We start from the raw sequence: 17,993 nt of genomic DNA, 5'->3' as shown, positions 1-17,993 counted from the left end.
AAGGGTTAAAACGATGAAACTCTTGAGAACAACAGTTGCGGTGGCGGCCCTTTGCCTGAGTGCCTCTGCCTCCTTGGCCGCGGGCCTCTCTGCGCAGGTGAATACCGGTCAGGTCGCACAGGGGGACAGCTTTCAGCTGGTTCTGACGGCAAAGCAGGCCACCGCCGCTCCGGACCTGTCGCCCCTGTCGCAGAATTTCGATGTGCTCGGCACCTCCCAGTCCTCGCAAACGCAGATTATCAACGGGCAGAGGTCCCAGTCCGTCAGCTGGATCGTCACCCTTGCCCCGCAAAGTACGGGCGCGCTGACGATCCCGGCGATCCATGCAGGCGCCCTGTCCAGCGATCCGTTGCAGGTTCAGGTGCTGGACGCCAGCCAAATGCCGAAGTTGCAGGGCACCACGGGCATCAGCCTGAGCGCCACGATTGATCAGGGCGATCACTATCAGTTCCAGGAAATCCCGCTGACCGTGCGGATCGAAACGGCCCAGCCGCTGCAATCGGCAGAACTGATCGCCCCCACCGGCGATTTTGAGCTGACCCAGACCGGTCAGGACCGCCAGAGCCGGATCACCCGCAACGGCCAGCCGATCACGGTGATCGAACGCGATTATCTGCTGCGCCCGGACACGACCGGCGGGCTGACAATTCCGGCCTTCACGCTGAAAGGCACGGTCCCTGACGGGGCCGGGCGGCGCAGCGCCGTTTCCAGCCCGTTCGGGGGGCGCGATCCCTTTGCCATGATGGATCAGATGATGGCGCGTATGGGTCGTCCCGGCGGCATGACCTCGCCCTTCGGTTCGATGTTTCAATCGGGCAAACCCTTCGTGGCCCGCTCGGATGCGCTGACCCTGGATGTGCTGGCCAATCCGAATGCCGGCACGTCCGACTGGTTCCTGCCGGCCAAGGCGGTCGAGCTGCACGAGGTCTGGCAGCCCGAGACCCCGAGTTTCCGCGAAGGCGAGGCGGTGACCCGCAAGATCAGTGTGCTGGCGCTTGGGGCGCGGCCCGAGCAGCTGCCAAATCTGAGTTTCGCAGATCCCGACGGCGCGCGCATCTATATGGACACTGTCGACACCGACATGGTCGAGACCCCCGAGGGCACCGTCGCGCGTCGCGATTTCAGCCTGTCGGTCGTACCGACACGCGGAGGGCAGGTAACCTTGCCGGAAATCGCCGTGGACTGGCTGGATACGGCCTCTGGCGAGACCAAGGTTGCAACGCTGCCCGCTCAGACCATCTCCGTTGAGGGGACCGTTCCCGCCGCGGCGACGCAGAGTGTTGCGCCGCGCGCGGTCCCAACGCAATCCGCGCAGTCGTATGGCCCGGTGAGTCTTGGGCTGAGCGGGCTAGCGTTTCTGGCCGCCTTTGGGACCGGACTGGTCCTCTTTCGACGCCGGCGGCGCACGTCCCGACCTGTCGACATTAATTCGCGCCGCGACAAGGCGCATGTCCTGAAAACACTGAGGAATGCGGCAAGCGCAAGCGATCAGAGCGCCTTTTATCAAGGGCTTCTGGAGCTTCGGGCCCTGTCCGATCCGCAGGAGCGTACGCAAATCGACACGGCGCTTGCGCAGCTTGATCGGGCGGCCTATGCGCCGGAGCAATCGCATGTGTCGACGGATCTGCGCAAACTGTTGAAGACGCTCTCGGTTCGCCGCTCCTCCAAGGGAGGCCTTTTCCGGCGGACATCGACCGATACCCTCCCGGCGCTCTATCCCCGGAATGTCACCTAGGCTCAAGCGCCTGTCGTTTGCTCCATTTCCGCCAGCTTGCTGGATGGCCCGCTGCCGGTTTCATGAACACGAAGGTAAGATCAGGTCCATAAGGCTGGTGCCGGACGGCGGCGTGGCCGTTGTTCAGGCCAGCCCGGATCTCGATGTCGAGGAGAGCGTCCTGCCGTGTTTGATCAAAGCGGCCAAAGCCGCCCCGGCCATGGCATTCCCCAGCAATTGCCTGTGACTAGCCGAGTTGGCCGGGGAGTGAGCGACGCTTCGACCTCGGATGGTGGCTCAGGCTACCTCATGGCCTGACAATCTCTGCCACGGTGAGAGCCTTGAGACGCTCTTCGAAAACCTCCCGCGCCGCGTGAAGTGCGTCATTGGTGGCGGCGTTTGCCGCTCGGGCCAGCAGGCATGCGGGTTGGGCCTCGTCAGGAGCGATCGCAAAAAGCTCCGGAGAGCCGAGTGCGCTGTACAGATCCAACAGAGATATCTCGGTCAAAGGCCGTGACAGGCTCCATCCTCCGCCGTGTCCCTTGGTGGAGGAAAGCAGCCCCGCCTCCCGCAGCCCTGCCAGGGTGCGGCGCACGACAGTGGCATTCGTTCCCAGCATCGCCGCGATCTCCTCGGACGTCGCCGGGCGGTCCATATCGGCTAAGTGCAACAGCGCATGAAGAACGCGCGGAAGGCGGCTGTCTGATCGCATGAAGCCTCTCATGATACTTTTGATGATGCGAGACTTGATGTCTCGACCGTAACGTGTCAAACGATGTTACGAAAGATTCGACCCAAACACCAGAGTTCCGATATGACCGCGCCCACTCCGCGGACTCGATGGCTTGCCATGGGGTTCCTCTGCCTTGGCAGTTTCATCAATCTGCTCGACGTCACCATTGTCATCGTCGCCTTGCCGCGCATTCAGTCTGACCTGGCGGCCACGCCGACCCAGCTGGAATGGGTGGCGGCGATCTACGTGCTGGCGCTGGCGGTCGGGCTGCTGCCCATGGGCCGGTTCGGTGACAGCTGGGGGCGCAAGCACCTCTTCATCTGGGGGATGATCGGCTTCACCCTCGCATCCGCTGCATGCGCAGGGGCTTTGAGCATCGCAATGCTGATCGGCGCACGTCTGGTGCAGGGACTGTCAGCGGCGGTGATGGTGCCACAAGTGCTGGCCATCCTGAACGTAACCTTTCCGCCAGAGGAGAAGACCCGTGTTTTCGGCCTGTTTGCGGCAGTATCCAGCCTCGCCTCGGTTGCCGGACCGGTTCTTGGAGGCGGGCTCATCGCGCTCGATCTTTGGGGCCTGGACTGGCGCGCCATCTTCATTGTGAACGTACCCTTAGGGATCGTGGCCATCATCGGCGCGAAGCTCACGGTGCCCGCGGAACGAGGCGTGACGCAAGCGGCGGACTGGACCGGCACGGCGCTCTCCGCGCTGACGACTGTCTGCCTTGTCCTGCCGTTGGTCGAGGGGCGCGCGATGGGCTGGCCATGGCCGATCATCGCAATTCTTATCGCATCCTTGCCGCTGGCGGGATTGACCGTAAGCCACATGCTGAGGCGGGATCGGCGCGGCCGGACGTCGCTTATCCCCACCAATCTCTTGCGAAACGCATCCTTCCTGCAGGGCCTTTGCCGGGTTGTGTTCGTGTTTTCCGGCATCCCAGGCTTCTTCCTGGTGCTGACGGTCTACCTGCAATCTAACCTCGGCTTGACGCCCCTGCAAAGCGGGCTTTCGACGGCAGCGTTTCCGGTAGGTGTCATGGCGGCATCGATGAACGCATCGCGCTTGCGAGATTGGCCGCTGCCTCGGCGGATCGGGGTTGGCGCCGGACTCCTTGTGATGGGCATGGTGCTGACTGCTCTGGTCCTGTTGCAGATCGGAGCCGGCATTGTGCCGTGGCACCTTACTGTCCCGCTCATTGTCTGCGGGTTCGGGATGGGAACGGTCGTGGTGGCCCTGTTCCAGTCCGTGATGGCCACGGCCGCTGCGGCAGACTCCGGCGCCGCTTCGGGCGCGTTGCAGGCGTTTCAACAGATCGGGGCGGCACTGGGTATCGCAATCGTCTCTGGCATCTATTTCGGCCTATCGGCGAACGGTGATCCGCTCCCTGCCATGATTGCCGCCTGCCTTTATCCAATGATCCTCTTCGCGCTTCTCGGCCTCGACAGCTTGCGCAAACACGGAAGGAAAACCATATGAAACCGACCATCCTCGATACCGACACGCCGGAAAGCTTCTGGGATCGCTATTGGTCCGGGATGACCCGACCGAGCAGCGGAAGCCCCTCCGCGGCGCTGGAACGCCTCATCGCGGGTCGACCTGCCGGCCGCGCCGTGGACCTTGGCTGCGGGCGTGGCGATGATGCGATTTGGCTTGCGAGGAACGGATGGAAGGTTGTTGCCGTCGATGTGTCGCAGGCCGCCCTTGATACTGTTCGGCGCAACGCCGAGACGGCCGGGGTCGCAGAGCGGGTCACCTGGCTGCGTCATGACCTTTCGAAGTCACTGCCGGACGGCCCGTTCGATCTTGTCCTTTCGATGTTCACCCATACGCCACTGGAATTTGATCGGGCCGCCATGCTCCGTGCTGCGGCGACCCTCGTTGCGCCGGGGGGACTCCTTTTGATCGCAGGGCACGGAAGCCTCGCCCCCTGGGCCTGGAGCGATCCGGAGATACAGTTCCCCAAGGCGCAGGACGTTGCTGACGCCCTGGCGCTGTTCGATTGGAACATGATCGAGATCGCGGACCACCCGCGCGACGCGCGCGGTCCCGATGGTCAGGTTGCGCAGGTCCTTGACAGTGTTACCGCCCTGGAACGCCCATTCGGTTAAGCGTTTCAACTCAGGACGTGAGCTACCCCCCCGAAATCCGGACACTGACATAAGCTACGATTGGCAGTCTGCTGATTTTCGACGAGAAGGAGATCAGAGATGTCGAAACGCAAGCTGCATGCGCCTGAGTTCAAGGCGAAGGTCGCGCTGGAAGCCCTGAAAGGCGAGGAAACGGCAGCCGAACTGGCAAGCCGGTTCGGCAAGCAGAAGGCGGTCACAGCGACAGCGCGCAAGATCGCCGTATTGTTCCACAACGCCATTCGCCATGGCATGACATATCAGGATCAGGGGCGGTGGCTTACGACGAAAGACATCGGCAACGCGTGCTCTCAAATCTTCAGCGACGCGCCAGGACACCGGGTTGCGCCCTGGCGCCCAGACGATCAGTCTCCATCGCTTCAGTGCTTGTCCGAGAGCGCCACACGCACATCGAGCAGCACTTGCCGTTTTTCCTCGCGGATCACCTTCAGGGCGCGCTCCAACGCCGCTTTCAGGTCGCGCCCGTGCTTGACTGTCTCGACATGGGCGCGGCTGGCGGCGGCGATCATGCAGAAATCGGGCTGCGGTTGCAGCGAGGTCAGCGGCATCTCGTTGGCTTTGGCCGCCGCGCCGTCCGGGTAGGCGCCCACGACCGAGCGGCGGACGGCGTTCCAGATGCCGTTGTTCTTGACGATCGTCAGGATCGGCAGCTGGAGGGCCTCGGCGATCTGGTGGCAGGCAACCGGATTGGCAAACATGTAGGACCCGTCCCCGATGGCCGCGATCACCAGCCGGTCCCGATCCGCCAGTTGCGCCCCCAGCGCGGCAGGCAGGCCCCATCCGAGCCCACCCGAATGCGGGCTGTTGAACAGCTGGTTCGGGCCTTTCATCTGCATCATCCCAGGCACGGCCCCCAGTTCAGAGAACAGCATGGAGTCCTCGTCCATGATCTCGGAAAGGCAATGCGAGAGCCATTCGCTGGCCATCGGCTCGCTCACCCCTGCCTCGGCCACCGAGCGGGCGCGGGCGCGGCGCGCGTCGGTTCGGACTTTCAGAGCCTCAAGGCGTTCGGCGGCGGCGGGTTCGGGCGCGCCCATGGCCTCTGACAGCGCCTCGATCACGGCGACCGGATCGGCCTGCAAGGCAAGATCGGTCCGGAAGGAGCGCACCGGCAAACGCCGGAACAGGGGATCGGCGCCGATCTGGATCACCGGCACATCCGGCGCAGGGCGGTGCGCAGCCTCGATCCAGGGCACCGAAGCGTCGATTACAAGCAACAGATCCGCGCCATCGATCGCCGCCTTGGGGTCGTGGCCCAGATGGCAGGGATGTGAACCGGGCAGGACGTTCCGAACAACGAAGGTCTCGGCCACCCCGATGCCGTGCGTTTCTGCCAGCCGGGCCAAAGCCACCGCCAGACGTCCCTCCGGGTCGCCGCGCTGGCACAGGATGACCGGCGACTTTGCGGCGCGGAGCATCTTTACGGCGCGTGCGATGGCCTCTGGCGCGGGATGGCCGGCGGCGGCGGGTTCCTGCACCGGAGCCGGTGCGATATGGTCGGGCACGTCCTCCATCAACGGCTCTCGCGGAAGGCTGAGATAGACCGGACCGGAGGGCGCGCTCTTCGCCAGAGCGATGGCGCGGCGGGGCAGCAGATCTCCCTGCTCGGGGTAGCGCATTTCGTAGCTGAACTTGGCGACCTCGCGCACGAGAGCGGTCTGGTCATACATCTCCTGCCCATATTGCACCGGCGAGACGCGCCCGCCGGGACGCCCGGTTTCGGTCAGGGGGGTGCGCCCGGACATCATGACCAGCGGAATGTCGTCGGATGCCGCGTTGATCATTCCCATGACACAGTTCGCCAAACCCACATTCACATGCACCAGCACCGCCTGCGGTCTGCCGGTCGCGAGGTAATAGCCATGCGCCATCGCGACGCCTGCCGTCTCATGCGGGACGATGACCGGCTCGGGGCGCTCGTCGGGGTGCAGCGCCGCAAAGGCTTCAATGATCGGAGGGTGGTCTGTCCCACTATTTGAGAAGATGAAGTCGATTCCATCGCGCTTGAGACCTGTCAGAAGCGCCTCGGCCCCGGTTCTGCTCCGCTTGGATGCCGTAGTTGCGGCGTCCGAACTGCCGGATTTTCCATTGATTGCAGTCATCTGACCCTCCCTCGTGTCCCTTGGCTCAGCCCTCGGGCCGGCAGAAAGTGCATCTTTGACGAGACTTTTTGCTTGATCTGCCGGTGATGACAAGCAAAAAGGTAGTCAAATCTCACAAAACGGGATTTCACTCCGGTTACGCATTGCGGATCGGCCTTGGGGAGGGGAACCATGACCGATGGATTGACAGGCCTTGGCCTGGCCATTGCGCTTAGCGCGGCCTTCGACCGTGTGGCCAAGGCGCAGACCGTGGGTGTCCCACCATCGAAACCGGGCTCGATCTCCCTCAACACGGCCTCTGCCGCCGAAGAACACGGGCTGCGCGCTCTGCCAAAAGATCGGGCCGACGAGCACCCCGGCCGCGCCATCAAATCCTCCGCCACCGCAACCTCGGCCCGCCTTGCCCATCTGGCAGGCGACTGGACCGAAGCGTTCGCGGGCAGAGACTGACAGGAGAAGACCCATGAAGAAAATCGATGCCTTCAACCATATCTGGCCCAAGCCCTTTTTCGACGCGTTGATCGGCCATATCGGCACGATGAGCGACATCACCAAAAGGTCGGGGGACGTCCCGATGATGACCGATCTCGACCGCCGTTTTCAGGTGATGGACGAATTCGGACCGGAGTATTGCCAGATTTTGTCGCTGGCCTCGCCGCCGCTGGAAAAGATGGTCGGGCCCGAGGCCGCTCTGGAGCTTTCGCGCATCGGGTCGGATTCGATGGCCGAACTGTGCCAGAAATACCCGGACCGCTTCCCCGCATTCATCGCCACGGCACCAATGAGCCATCCCGATGGCATGGTCGCGGAAGCCAAACGCGCCATCGAGGATCTCGGCGCGGTCGGCATCCAGATCTTCACCAATATCGGAGGCACGCCCGTCGACCTGCCCGACTACGCGCCGTTCTTCGAGTATATGAACAGCGCGAAAAAGCCCGTCTGGCTGCACCCCGCGCGCGGCGCCAACATGACCGACTATGCCTCTGAATCGCAGTCGGAATACGAGATCTGGTGGACGTTCGGCTGGCCCTACGAGACCTCGGCGGCGATGGCGCGCATGGTCTTCTCGCAGTTCTTCGACCGCTGGGAAAACCTCAAGGTCATCACCCACCACGCGGGCGGCATGATCCCCTATTTCGAAGGCCGTGTCGGTCCCGGCTGGGACCAGATGGGTGCGCGGACCACAGATCGGGATCTTGCCGCCGTACGCAAGGCGCTGAAGCGTCCGCATCTAGAGTATTTCAAGGAGTTCTATGCGGATACCGCGACATTCGGTTCGAAGTCCGCGATCCGCCACGCGCTGGAATTCTTCGGAGAGGATCGCGTGGTCTTTGCCTCGGACGCGCCCTTCGATCCCGAAGGCGGGCCGGCATATATCCGCGAGACCATTCGCATTCTCGACAGCGAGGACTTCACGGACGAGACCCGCCAAAAGGTCTATCAGGACAATATCGGCAACCTGCTGGGGCTGGACCTGTGATGTTGGCGCGTCATTACATCGACGGCGAATGGCTGTCCGAGGGTCCGCTTGGCGACAGCACCGACCCCGCCTCGGGCGCGGTTCTGGGCCAGTACCACGCAGGCAATGCCGCATTGGCGCATCAGGCTGCCGCCGCCGCCCGTCGGGCCTTTTTCGGTACGACCTGGGCCCAGGCCCCTCGGCAGCGCGCGGATGCCCTGTTTCAGTTCGCCGACAGGCTGGAGGCCGCGCTTGAGGAGCTGGCAGAGCTCATCGTAGCTGAAAACGGCAAGCTCCGGGCCGAGGCGCGCGGCGAGATGATGGGCTCGATCTCGGAGGTCCGATATTACGCCGGTCTGGCTCGGGCGATCCTCGGGCGGACGCTGGAGGCCACGCCGGGCAGCTTCTCGATCATGCATCGCGAGGCGGCTGGCGTCGCGGCGATCATCGTGCCGTGGAACGCGCCGGTGACTCTGCTGGTGCGCTCGCTCGGGCCGGCCCTGGCCGCAGGCTGCACCTGCGTGATCAAACCCGCACATCAGACACCGCTCATTCACCAGAAGGTCATGGAGTGCCTCGTGGATTGTCCCGCGCTGGCCAAGGGCGTGGTCAATTCCGTCAACGAGTCGGGATCGGACGTGGGAGAGGCGCTCGTGAGTTCGCCGGATATCGACGTGATCAGCTTTACCGGCTCTTCCGCGACCGGGCAGCGGATCATGGCGGGCGCGGCCCCCACGCTGAAACGCGTGGGGCTGGAGTTGGGCGGCAAGGCACCGGCGGTTGTCTTCGACGATGCCGACCTCGACCGCGCGGTGAAGGAACTGACCGCCTCCGCGACCATGATGGCCGGCCAGATCTGCGTCGCCGCGACACGCTTCCTTGTGCATGACGCAGTCCTCCCGGCCTTCTCCGAGCGCATCGCCGCGGCCTTTCGCGCCGTGAAGACAGGACCTGGGGCTAGCGCCGAAAGCCAGATGGGATCGCTCATTGACAAGGCCAACGAGGCGCGGCTGCACCGGCTTATCGAACAGGCGGGCGACGAGGGCGAGCTCCTGCTCAAAGGCGACAACCCCTTTGGCCGCACCAGCAAAGGGGCCTTCGTCTCGCCCTCGCTTTTCCGCATCGAGGACACGTCATCCGCGCTCGTGCAGGAAGAGCTCTTCGGTCCACTCGTCAGCGTCGAGCGCTTCGCCGACGAAGCCGAGGCTGTGGCCAAGGCCAATGCGACGCCCTATGGTCTCGCCGCTTCGGTCCATACGCGCGATCTGGAGCGGGCGATGCGGCTCTCGCGGGCGATCCGGGCGGGCACCGTCTGGCTCAACTGCCACAGCCGCCTTTTCCCGGAAGGTGAAACGGGTGGCTTCGGACAGTCTGGCCTCGGTCGTTTGCACGGCGTCGAGGGTCTGAACGAATTTCTTGAAACGAAGCATATCTACATGGAGCAGGGGCTGCCTGGCGGCGCGGCCTGATCGGTCATGAAAACTCTGCATGACGCCGTCATCTTGGCCGAGGGCACGTCGGAATGCGCCTGCGCAGCGCTGGCGTTCACGCGCCGTGGTCAAACGCCGCGCCATGGCCGGTTCCGAAGGGCGAGATGCTTTTGCAAGTGCAGTATCGGAGGCTTGGGGCTGAGAGGCCGAAGTATGCGCCGCCTGCTTGCATCCAATGTTGAACTGCGTTGAACATTGTATAATCTAGTTCTCTCTACCGAAACCGAACTGGCCTGCAACTGCACGCCAAAGTTGCAATGAACTCGCCATGAGGGGATCCGCCGACACATTGGCAACAAGCCGCCCGCAAGAAGGCAGCGTCTCATAATCCGAAGAAGAACAACACCCTAGGAGGAAAAAATGAAGCTCTCGAAAATTGTCATGGGCGCGCTTTGCGCCGCGTCGATCAGCACTGCCGCGCACGCCCAGCAACTCGGCATCGGCACGATGGCGCCAGGTAATCTGGGCTACTCAATCGGCTCCGCCATCGCCAGCGTGCTGTCGACCCACGACATCGGCGCCATCGTGCAGCCTTCCGGCGGCACCAGTGCCTACCTGCCGTTGGTGGACTCGGGGGAGCTCGACTTTGGAATCGCCAACGTCATTGAATCTGGCCAGGCTGCGGCAGGTGAGGCCGGCTTCGAAGGCCACCAGCTCAAGAACCTGCGGGCTGTTTCAGTGCTGTTCCCGTTTCGGGTGGGCCTCTTCGTGCGCGAAGACAGTGGCATAGAGACGATCGCCGACCTCAAGGGCAAGCGCATCGCCTATGGCTTTACCAACCAGGTGACGCTGAAGAAGGTCGTGGACGCAATACTGGCGACCGGTGACGTGAAAGAGGGTGACTTCACCCCCGTCATGGTGCCGACCGTCGTGCGTGGTATGGACGATTTCTCTGCTGGCAAGGCCGATGCCGCCTTCTTCGCCATCGGCGGCAGCAAGATCGCCGAGGTCGAGGCCTCGGTCGGTGCGCTTCGCTTCCTGCCGGTCCCGACAGACGCCGAGGCCGAGAAGCGCCTGAAGGCCGAAATCCCAGCGGCCTATGTGGCGATGGTGGAGCCGGCGCCCGACCTGGTCGGCATCAGCGAACCGACGCCGAGCGTTGCCTACGACTATGTTCTGCTCGCCGGCGCCCACGTGCCGGAGGAGAATGTCGCCGCTGTGGTCAAGGTGATGCACGAGCACCCCGACGAGCTTACGGCCGCGTTCGCACGCTTTGATGCCTTCGATCCCGACCAGATGCTCAAGGACCTTCCGATCGAATATCACGACGGCGCGAAGAAGGCCTATGAGGAACTGGGCCAGTAACTGCCGGCCTCCTCGAACGTATCGGCCACGGTGCAGCGCCGTGGCCGCCTTATCGCCCTGGGATTAAGACATGACCGACACCAACACGCACGCGGACCCGGAAGAGGGGCACGCAGGGCAACACGCCCCCGTCGCAAACGCTCTCGCGGCGCTGATGACCCTCACGGCGGTGCTCTATGCGATCGACCTGCCTCAACGGCTCGGTTTCGCGCCGTTCACCGAGCAATACGTCGCAGTCATCCTCTCTTTCGTGCTGCCGCTGGTCTATCTCGCCAACCCGCGCTTTCACGGCCCCCTTGTCTGGATTGACCGACTGGCCGCGTTCATCGGATTCGCCGCGTGCTGGTACGTCGCGATCCGCTATCCCGTCTTCGTCTACGAGCTCGTCTACAAGCCAGTTGACGGGCTGATCGTCGCTGCTCTGCTCGTGGTGCTGATGGTCGAGGCGGTGCGCCGCGTCACGGGCCTTGGACTGACCATCATCATCGTGGCCTTTATCCTCTACGCGCTCGTCGGCCATCTCCTGCCGTTTGGCGTGTCGCGGCAGATCCTGCCCGACCGGCTTTTCATCTACCTGGCGATGGACACGAATGCGATGATAGGCCTGCCGCTGATGGTGGCGTCGACGGTCGTGTTCGCCTTCATCTTCATGGGCTCGATCCTCGCCCGCTGCGGAGGCGGGGCTTTCTTCAACGACCTGGCCCTGGCGCTGGTCGGACGCACGCGCGGCGGCTCAGCCAAGATCGCGGTCGTCTCCTCCTTCCTGTTCGGCAGCGTGTCGGGCAGCGCGGTGGCGAACGTCGTCGCCTCCGGCGTGGTCACCATACCTCTCATGAAGCGCGCAGGATACAAGGCCCACATGGCGGCGGCGACAGAGGCGCTCGCCTCGACCGGAGGCCAGCTCGCGCCGCCGATCATGGGCGCGGCAGCCTTCCTGATGGCCGAGTTTCTTCGCGTACCGTACTCGACCGTGGTGCTCGCGGCGGTGATCCCGACGGCGCTCTACTACTTCGCGATCTTCTTCTACATCGACCTCGATGCGGCCGAGAGGAAGCTCGTCCTGCCGGACGACGTCGAAATCCCAAGCGTCCGCTCCGTCCTGCGCGACGGCTGGCAATTCATCGTGCCTTTCGTGCTCCTGATCTACACCTTGTTCTGGCTGAACTGGCGACCGGAGTTGTCCGCCCTCGCGGGCGCCGCTTCACTGCTCGTCCTGTCGACGATCCTGCCCTATCGCAACCGCCGCACCGGCATTTTCGGCCTCTACGACATGCTGCGCAGCACGGGCTACGGGGTTGTCGAAGTGCTCGTCATCTCAGCCGCAGCGGGTTTCGTCATCGGCGTTCTGAACATCTCGGGGCTCGCCTTCTCGCTCACCCTGGTGCTTGTCCAGCTTGCGTCCGGCAACCTGCTGATCCTCCTGTTCTTCGCGGCACTGGTCAGCGTCGTACTCGGGATGGGCATGCCGACGGTCGGTGTCTACGTGTTGCTTGCAAGCCTGATCGGACCGGCGCTCGTCAAGGCGGGGATCGACCCGATCAGCGCGCACATGTTCCTGCTTTATTACGGCATGCTCTCGATGATCACGCCGCCGGTCGCGCTGGCGAGCTTCACCGCCGCTTCACTGGCCAAGGCGGACGCATGGAAAACCGGCTGGAAGGCGATCAGCATGGGTTGGATCGCATATCTCGTGCCATTCATGATCGTCTTCGAGCCGGGCCTCGTGATGCAGGCACCGTTCGGCATCATAGTCTGGCATACCCTGGCAAGCTTCGCCGGCGTCGGATTTGTGACGGCCGGCATCCGGGGCTACTTCTCCCGCAAGCTGCTGGTGGTCGAGCGGGTGATCCTCGCGGTCGCGGGCCTCTTGGCGGTGCTGCCGGTGCACGTGCTGATCGACATCCCCTATGTCAGCAACGTAGTCGCCCTGGCGCTCGGCGCCGTCGTCCTTGGCTGGGCCGCGTACACCGCGCCGAAGACGAACCGCTTCGTCGAGACCTCAGACCCCGTCGCGCCGGGAGGAGGGGCCTGACGTGGCAACAGGCAACGCGCGACCCGGAGCAGCCCAGTGGCGCCGGCCAATGCGCCGCATTTTCGCCCTCGACGATCTGGAAGCAGCCGCAGCGCGTCGGCTGCCTCGGCCCCTCTTCCGATTCATCGCGGGCGGCAGCGAGACCAGCGGCTCCTTGAACGCCAACCGGCAATCCTACGGCGAAATCTTCTTCAAGCCTCGCACCCTGCGCGACGTCGGGAAGCGGCAGCAGGCGGTGGAACTGTTTGGACGGCGCCACGCCGCGCCCTTCGGTATTGCACCGATGGGCGCCGCCGCGCTCATGGGCTTTGACGCCGACGTGGCGATGGCCCGCGCCGCGCAAGCCGCGGGCGTTCCCTTCATACTGACATCCGCAGCCCTGACACCGCTCGAAAGGGTGCGGGAAGCCACCGGAACAGGTTGGTTCGCCGGATACCTCCCTGCCGACCGCGAGCGCATGGGCGCCCTTGTCGACCGTGTTGCCAACGCGGGCTATGAGGTCCTGGTGGTGACGGCGGACGTGCCGGTTCCGGCCAATCGCGAGCAGAACCTGCGCAGCGGCTTCTCGGTGCCGCTGCGACTGACACCGTCTCTGCTGCTCGATGGTCTGATGCATCCGCACTGGCTTGTCTCTACCGCGGCCCGCACGCTCTGGTGCCACGGCGTGCCGCACTTCGAGAACTTTTCCGCCAGTCGCGGCGCCTCGATGCTCGCCGGCCCGCAGGCGCCGGATACCTCGCGCGCGAGGCTCACCTGGGACGATCTCGCCTGGGTGCGTCAGCGCTGGAGCGGGCCGCTCATCGTCAAGGGGATATTGGCGCCAGACGACGCGGTCGCTGCCCGGCAGGCTGGCGCGGACGGCGTCATCGTTTCAAACCACGGCGGACGCCAGCTCGACGGTGCGGTCGCGCCGCTGCAGGCTTTGCCGTCCATCGTCTCGGTCGCTGGCGACATGACGGTCATGATCGACGGCGGCCTTCGTCGCGGCACCGACGTGCTGAAGGCGCTGGCGCTCGGGGCCGACTTCGTCTTCCTTGGCCGCCCGTTCCTGTATGCGGCAGCGCTCGCCGGCGAGGCGGGCGTCGCCCACGCCATCGACCTGCTCTCGCAAGAGATCGACCGCGACCTCGCCCTTCTTGGCTGCCCCGACATCGCGACGCTCGATGCGCGTTTTCTCGACGGCACCTTCGGTCGCGAATTTTCCAGACCCAACACGGAGACAACACGATGAGCACGGAATCGCAAAACCCCGGAAGCGCCCGCCTTCGCATACTGGTGGTCGGCTGCGGCGCTATGGGAAGCCTGTTTGCCGGACACCTGTCTGAGGTGGCCGAAGTGGTGGGCTTCGACGCGAATGAGACCCATCTCGACGCGATCCGGTCGGATGGCCTGCGGATCGCGGCCGGTGGCGAGGAACGTGTTTTCCGCTTTGAAGTGACGAGCGACGCGGCAGCACTTGCCGGACGCCGCTTCGACGCAGCGCTTTTCATGGTGAAGTCCGGGGCCACCGCGACCGTCATCGAGACCCTCGGCCCGACGCTCGACGGAGCGGTGCTCCTGACGCTTCAAAACGGCATGGGCAATGCCGAGACGCTGATGCAGGTTGCCGGCGCGCGCGTCGGGCGCGGCGTCACCATGGAGGCCGGCCGCTATCTCGGGCCCGGGAAGGTCGAGCACCTGATCCGCGGTCAGACAAGCTGGTTCGGCCCGGTGCGTGTCGAGACCCATGACCTGCAGCCGCTGGCCGAGGCCTTCTCGCTTGCTGGTCTGAAGGCCGAGGTCATCCCCGACCCGATGGGCGCGGTGTGGTCGAAGTTCCTGTTCAACGCGGTCATGAATCCGGTCGGCGCGCTCGTCGGCGGCGACAACCGCGCGCGCTACGAGGTTCCGGAGGTCAGGGCGCTGATAGACGACATGGCGGCGGAGGGCACGGCCGTCATCGAGGCACTTGGGGGCACCTTTGCCTTCGATCCGATGGGCTTCGTCAAGAAGGTGCGCTCCGGCGAGGTGCCGCTGTCGAGCCATTGCGGCTCTATGGCGCTCGACATCGCCCGTGGCGCGCCGACCGAAATCGAGGAACTGACCGGTTTCGTCGTCCGCGAGGGCGACCGGCTTGGCGTGCCGGTAGAGGCCAGCCGCAGCGTCTACCGCGCGGTCAAAGGCCTCGAATTCGCCGCCCGCAAACGGGCATCAGCCTCATGAACTCATGCGGCTGATGTCCTGACCCGGCGCCGCCCCGGTCAGACTGCCCCCCTGCCCGTGGCCAGCGCCATGATATCCGCCGCAGACGACCCGCCCAGATTGTCGCCTACCCAGGCCACAAAGCTGTCCGGTCTCACCAGGATCAGGCGCGCGCCGTAGTCGGCGAATTCGCCTGTGGGATCGGCTTGGAGCGTCTCCAGCGGAACGTTCAAATCCTTGGCTGCCCGTTCGAACTCGATGGTTTCTTCGGACCGCTCCGCCGCGATCAGCGTGAAGCCCTGTGTCGCGCTGTCGTAGTAGGTCGCTTGCCCGTCCAGCTTTCGCGGCGCCAGGTGAAACCCGGGGCGTGCGGTGAACGCGTGGGGAGCGACCGCATCAGCCGTTCCGTCACGGGGACCGTCGACGATAGAAGACCCGCGGTAGTTGGGCTGGAAGCTTCCGACTTCGGTCTGTGCGCCGCTGCCGCGCGCCGTCCATTCGGCCTCGAAGGCCGTGCGGTCCTTCTCGGGGTCGAAACGGGCGAGGAAGTCGCGGTCCACCTCGATGGAGCGTTCGATGAAGTCCTTGGCGGTCGACCAGAAAACCGGGCGGCGTTCCTCGTCATAAGTGGCCAAGAGATTTTCTCCTCCCCAACCGTGATGCACTGCCGCCAGCTTCCAGCCAAGGTTGCGCGAGTCCTCAAAGCCGCTGTTGATACCGTAGCCGCCGTAAGGCGGGTGGTTGTGCGCGGCATCGCCTGCGATGAACACCCTGCCCCGGCCATAGCTCTCCGCGATGGCGACGCGGCAATCCCAGAACCCGCGGTGTCGAATTTCAATGTCGACCGGTGCGCCAACGGCCCGCTGTACAAAGCCCTCGAAGTCGAAGGTTTCGGGGTCGGCTCCGGCGGGCACAGGGGCGTGGAAGAAGAATTCTCCTTCGAGATCGACGCGGCCGAAGAACAGCCAGTACCCCTCGAGGTCGGGGTGGAGCACGTTGACGAAGGACTTGCCCGGGTGGCGCTCGATCAGGCGTTCGTGCAGGTCGTCCGACTGGAACACCAGCAAGACCATCAAGCGGTCGTGGTCGAAGACGGTCTGCCCCAGTCCGGCCTTCTCGCGCACGACCGAGCGGCTGCCATCGGCGCCGACGCACCACGCGGCACGGTGTGTCTCCGTGCCGCTGCCGTCGCGCCGTCGAGCGGTAACCGTGACGCCGTCCTCGTCTTCTGTGATGTCCTCGACGGTGCGGCCAGTCACCATGCGCAAGGTCCCGATCTCGGCAGCGCGGGCGCGCAGCACGGCCTCCGTTGCATACTGCGGCAGGCGCTCGTTGTCGGCCGCGTAATACGGGCGTACCAGTTCGCGTTTCAGCCAGTCATAGCTGTAATCGCCCAGCAGTGTGCCATAGGCGGTGAGACCGCCAATGCCGAACTCCGACGGAACGGTCTTGGCCGCACGAAGGGCCTCTTCCGCGCCCCAGGCGGCGAAGTGCTCCATGGTGCGTTGGGTCAGGTTCTGACCTTTCGGGATCGGCTGCGGGCTATCGTATTTCTCGATCACCAGGACCGACAGGCCCTTCTGGCCGAGGTCAATGGCCAGACCGTTCCCCACGGGACCGCCCCCCACGATGATGACGTCCTGCTGCGCGATCTGCTCCATAGTGTCCTCCCGTTTCTGTCTGCCTGAAGCTTATGTCGGGCGAGAAACGAGAGGTCAAGGATTCTTGAAATGTGAGATTTCGTGAAAATCTGCGGTGTAGGCACCAGGATGGTTCAATCGTGTCGGGTCCGCAGTTTCGCGCCGATTTCGGCTGCGGCTTCGGTAACCCTGGTTAGCAGCCTCGCCCGCGTCTCGGCATCGGCGGCATCCTCCTGCCGCAGGGTCAGACAGAGAGCGCCCAAGGGGCTGCGCGCAAGATCGAAGAGAGGAGCGGCGGTGCCGGTGACGCCTCGGGTCACTTCGCCGAAGGCCATAGAAGCTCCGTCACGCCGCACGCCCCGCAGGGCGCTGTAAACGGCATCAGGCGTGTCGCCCATGTCGAGCGATTGCCAGTCCGGCAGATGTGTCTCGATGATCGGCAGCGCCTGCGCCTTGGGCAGGAAGGCAAGGATCGCGCGGGCGATGGCGCCGCGGCCGAGCGGCATGGGCCGGCCGCGCGGATAGCTGCTGAGGGGTTCGGCCAGCGAGTTCACCGAGTCGACGCAGAGCATGCGATCCCCATACCAACGTACAATAAGCGCCGTGCACGGGAATTCTTCAGCGAGCCTGTCGAGCACCGGGTGCGCGGCGCAGATCAGTGGATCTGACAGCCGCAGCAGGTAGTCCATCTCGACGATCTTCGGACCAAGCGTGTAGCCGACATGCGGATGTGAGACCAGAAGCCCCGCTTCAGAAAGGATCTTGAGATAGCGATAGAGTGTCGGCCGGGCATAGCCCAACCGCTCCATCATGTCCTCGGGGGACCATTCCAGCCGGTCCTCCGAAAACAGCTGGAGGACCGACAGTAGGCGTTCGAGGCTGGTGGCAGGTTTCATTCACGGGTCCCGGCATTCCGACTTTGGATTCGGGGCAAAAAGACGATACCGCCCCCGACAAGCAATGCCACAACATTCGCCACATGTCCCGTCCCGCCCGGATCCACGGTCAGGTTTGCCACAAGCGGGACCGGCGTCAGGGCGATCCGGGCCTAAAGGACCGATGCCGCCACAGGTTGCCAGACCGGGGGCGGGCGATGTCGGTGCAACGTTCTCGGTGGCAATCCGCTCCCACCGGCGAGGACATCCACCGAGACTCGGTTGTGCCTGGTCGAAGCCGTGGACACCGGCCAC

14 protein-coding genes and 1 pseudogene are annotated in these 17,993 nt (G+C 64.4%); 11 read left to right on the top strand and 4 right to left on the bottom strand.

Translation table 11 applies throughout. The features are described 5' to 3' along the window. Positions 1 to 13 precede the first annotated feature (13 nt). Complete coding sequence (locus tag ABFK29_RS21760; RefSeq protein WP_083803503.1) at positions 14 to 1,735, top strand: BatD family protein; 1,722 nt, start codon at positions 14 to 16, stop codon at positions 1,733 to 1,735. 286 nt (positions 1,736 to 2,021) lie between these two features. Here the strand turns inward: ABFK29_RS21760 and ABFK29_RS21755 are convergent, their stop codons facing one another. After that, on the bottom strand, positions 2,022 to 2,426 hold the full coding sequence (locus tag ABFK29_RS21755) for an Rrf2 family transcriptional regulator (RefSeq protein ID WP_040604932.1): 405 nt from the start codon (positions 2,424 to 2,426) through the stop codon (positions 2,022 to 2,024). A gap of 102 nt (positions 2,427 to 2,528) precedes the next feature. On the opposite strand from ABFK29_RS21755, the gene ABFK29_RS21750 reads away from it, so the two are divergent. From ABFK29_RS21750 to ABFK29_RS21740, 3 genes and pseudogenes are all read left to right on the top strand, one after another. After that, positions 2,529 to 3,923: an MFS transporter gene (locus ABFK29_RS21750; RefSeq protein WP_347100629.1), complete on the top strand. Its 1,395-nt coding sequence runs from the start codon at positions 2,529 to 2,531 to the stop codon at positions 3,921 to 3,923. Continuing rightward, complete coding sequence (locus ABFK29_RS21745; RefSeq protein WP_005862050.1) at positions 3,920 to 4,555, top strand: SAM-dependent methyltransferase; 636 nt, start codon at positions 3,920 to 3,922, stop codon at positions 4,553 to 4,555. Before ABFK29_RS21750 ends, ABFK29_RS21745 begins: the two co-directional genes overlap by 4 nt. A 183-nt stretch (positions 4,556 to 4,738) precedes the next feature. After that, positions 4,739 to 4,932 (top strand): annotated as a pseudogene (locus tag ABFK29_RS21740) (IS110 family transposase); the annotation flags it as partial. Between the two features lie 21 nt (positions 4,933 to 4,953). Here ABFK29_RS21740 and ABFK29_RS21735 read toward each other — a convergent pair. Beyond that, the gene (locus ABFK29_RS21735) at positions 4,954 to 6,696 is read right to left on the bottom strand and encodes a thiamine pyrophosphate-requiring protein (RefSeq protein ID WP_005862052.1); all 1,743 of its coding nucleotides are present in this window, start codon (positions 6,694 to 6,696) and stop codon (positions 4,954 to 4,956) included. Positions 6,697 to 6,867: 171 nt separating this feature from the next. On the opposite strand from ABFK29_RS21735, the gene ABFK29_RS21730 reads away from it, so the two are divergent. The 7 genes from ABFK29_RS21730 (at position 6,868) to ABFK29_RS21700 (ending at position 15,184) form a co-directional block, all read left to right on the top strand. Next, on the top strand, positions 6,868 to 7,146 hold the full coding sequence (locus ABFK29_RS21730; RefSeq protein ID WP_005862053.1) for a hypothetical protein: 279 nt from the start codon (positions 6,868 to 6,870) through the stop codon (positions 7,144 to 7,146). Between the two features lie 13 nt (positions 7,147 to 7,159). Further along, complete coding sequence (locus tag ABFK29_RS21725; RefSeq protein WP_005862054.1) at positions 7,160 to 8,176, top strand: amidohydrolase family protein; 1,017 nt, start codon at positions 7,160 to 7,162, stop codon at positions 8,174 to 8,176. Beyond that, entirely contained in the window at positions 8,176 to 9,624 is a 1,449-nt protein-coding gene (locus ABFK29_RS21720) for an aldehyde dehydrogenase family protein (protein WP_005862055.1), read from the top strand. Before ABFK29_RS21725 ends, ABFK29_RS21720 begins: the two co-directional genes overlap by 1 nt. 381 nt (positions 9,625 to 10,005) lie before the next feature. Further along, positions 10,006 to 10,950, top strand: a complete 945-nt coding sequence (locus tag ABFK29_RS21715) for a TAXI family TRAP transporter solute-binding subunit (RefSeq protein WP_005859379.1) — start codon at positions 10,006 to 10,008, stop codon at positions 10,948 to 10,950. Positions 10,951 to 11,020: 70 nt separating this feature from the next. Further along, the gene (locus ABFK29_RS21710; RefSeq protein WP_005859381.1) at positions 11,021 to 12,982 is read left to right on the top strand and encodes a TRAP transporter permease; all 1,962 of its coding nucleotides are present in this window, start codon (positions 11,021 to 11,023) and stop codon (positions 12,980 to 12,982) included. 49 nt (positions 12,983 to 13,031) lie between these two features. Further along, positions 13,032 to 14,213, top strand: coding sequence for an alpha-hydroxy acid oxidase (locus tag ABFK29_RS21705; RefSeq protein WP_005859383.1), 1,182 nt, complete (start codon positions 13,032 to 13,034; stop codon positions 14,211 to 14,213). After that, a complete protein-coding gene (locus ABFK29_RS21700; RefSeq protein WP_005859385.1) occupies positions 14,210 to 15,184 on the top strand; it encodes a ketopantoate reductase family protein in 975 nt (324 codons plus the stop codon). The genes ABFK29_RS21705 and ABFK29_RS21700 overlap by 4 nt, the downstream gene beginning before the upstream one ends. Positions 15,185 to 15,222: 38 nt before the next feature. Here ABFK29_RS21700 and ABFK29_RS21695 read toward each other — a convergent pair whose 3' ends face one another. Continuing rightward, positions 15,223 to 16,824 (bottom strand): FAD-dependent monooxygenase, encoded by a 1,602-nt coding sequence (locus ABFK29_RS21695; RefSeq protein WP_005859387.1) that lies wholly within the window; start codon positions 16,822 to 16,824, stop codon positions 15,223 to 15,225. 113 nt (positions 16,825 to 16,937) lie between these two features. Next, entirely contained in the window at positions 16,938 to 17,699 is a 762-nt protein-coding gene (locus ABFK29_RS21690) for an IclR family transcriptional regulator (protein ID WP_005859389.1), read from the bottom strand. Positions 17,700 to 17,993 lie beyond the last annotated feature (294 nt).

This window comes from Sagittula stellata E-37 (assembly GCF_039724765.1).
Classification (GTDB): Bacteria; Pseudomonadota; Alphaproteobacteria; order Rhodobacterales; family Rhodobacteraceae; genus Sagittula; species Sagittula stellata.
This window is presented reverse-complemented; position numbering and strand designations above follow the sequence as displayed.

Coding starts and splice junctions, on each gene's coding strand:
- ABFK29_RS21760 (WP_083803503.1), top strand. CDS start 14: ATGAAACTCTTGAGAACAACAGTTGCGGTGGCGGCCCTTTGCCTGAGT.
- ABFK29_RS21715 (WP_005859379.1), top strand. CDS start 10,006: ATGAAGCTCTCGAAAATTGTCATGGGCGCGCTTTGCGCCGCGTCGATC.
- ABFK29_RS21725 (WP_005862054.1), top strand. CDS start 7,160: ATGAAGAAAATCGATGCCTTCAACCATATCTGGCCCAAGCCCTTTTTC.
- ABFK29_RS21695 (WP_005859387.1), bottom strand. CDS start 16,824: ATGGAGCAGATCGCGCAGCAGGACGTCATCATCGTGGGGGGCGGTCCC.
- ABFK29_RS21745 (WP_005862050.1), top strand. CDS start 3,920: ATGAAACCGACCATCCTCGATACCGACACGCCGGAAAGCTTCTGGGAT.
- ABFK29_RS21730 (WP_005862053.1), top strand. CDS start 6,868: ATGACCGATGGATTGACAGGCCTTGGCCTGGCCATTGCGCTTAGCGCG.
- ABFK29_RS21755 (WP_040604932.1), bottom strand. CDS start 2,426: ATGCGATCAGACAGCCGCCTTCCGCGCGTTCTTCATGCGCTGTTGCAC.
- ABFK29_RS21735 (WP_005862052.1), bottom strand. CDS start 6,696: ATGACTGCAATCAATGGAAAATCCGGCAGTTCGGACGCCGCAACTACG.
- ABFK29_RS21720 (WP_005862055.1), top strand. CDS start 8,176: ATGTTGGCGCGTCATTACATCGACGGCGAATGGCTGTCCGAGGGTCCG.
- ABFK29_RS21705 (WP_005859383.1), top strand. CDS start 13,032: ATGCGCCGCATTTTCGCCCTCGACGATCTGGAAGCAGCCGCAGCGCGT.
- ABFK29_RS21750 (WP_347100629.1), top strand. CDS start 2,529: ATGACCGCGCCCACTCCGCGGACTCGATGGCTTGCCATGGGGTTCCTC.
- ABFK29_RS21690 (WP_005859389.1), bottom strand. CDS start 17,699: ATGAAACCTGCCACCAGCCTCGAACGCCTACTGTCGGTCCTCCAGCTG.
- ABFK29_RS21710 (WP_005859381.1), top strand. CDS start 11,021: ATGACCGACACCAACACGCACGCGGACCCGGAAGAGGGGCACGCAGGG.
- ABFK29_RS21700 (WP_005859385.1), top strand. CDS start 14,210: ATGAGCACGGAATCGCAAAACCCCGGAAGCGCCCGCCTTCGCATACTG.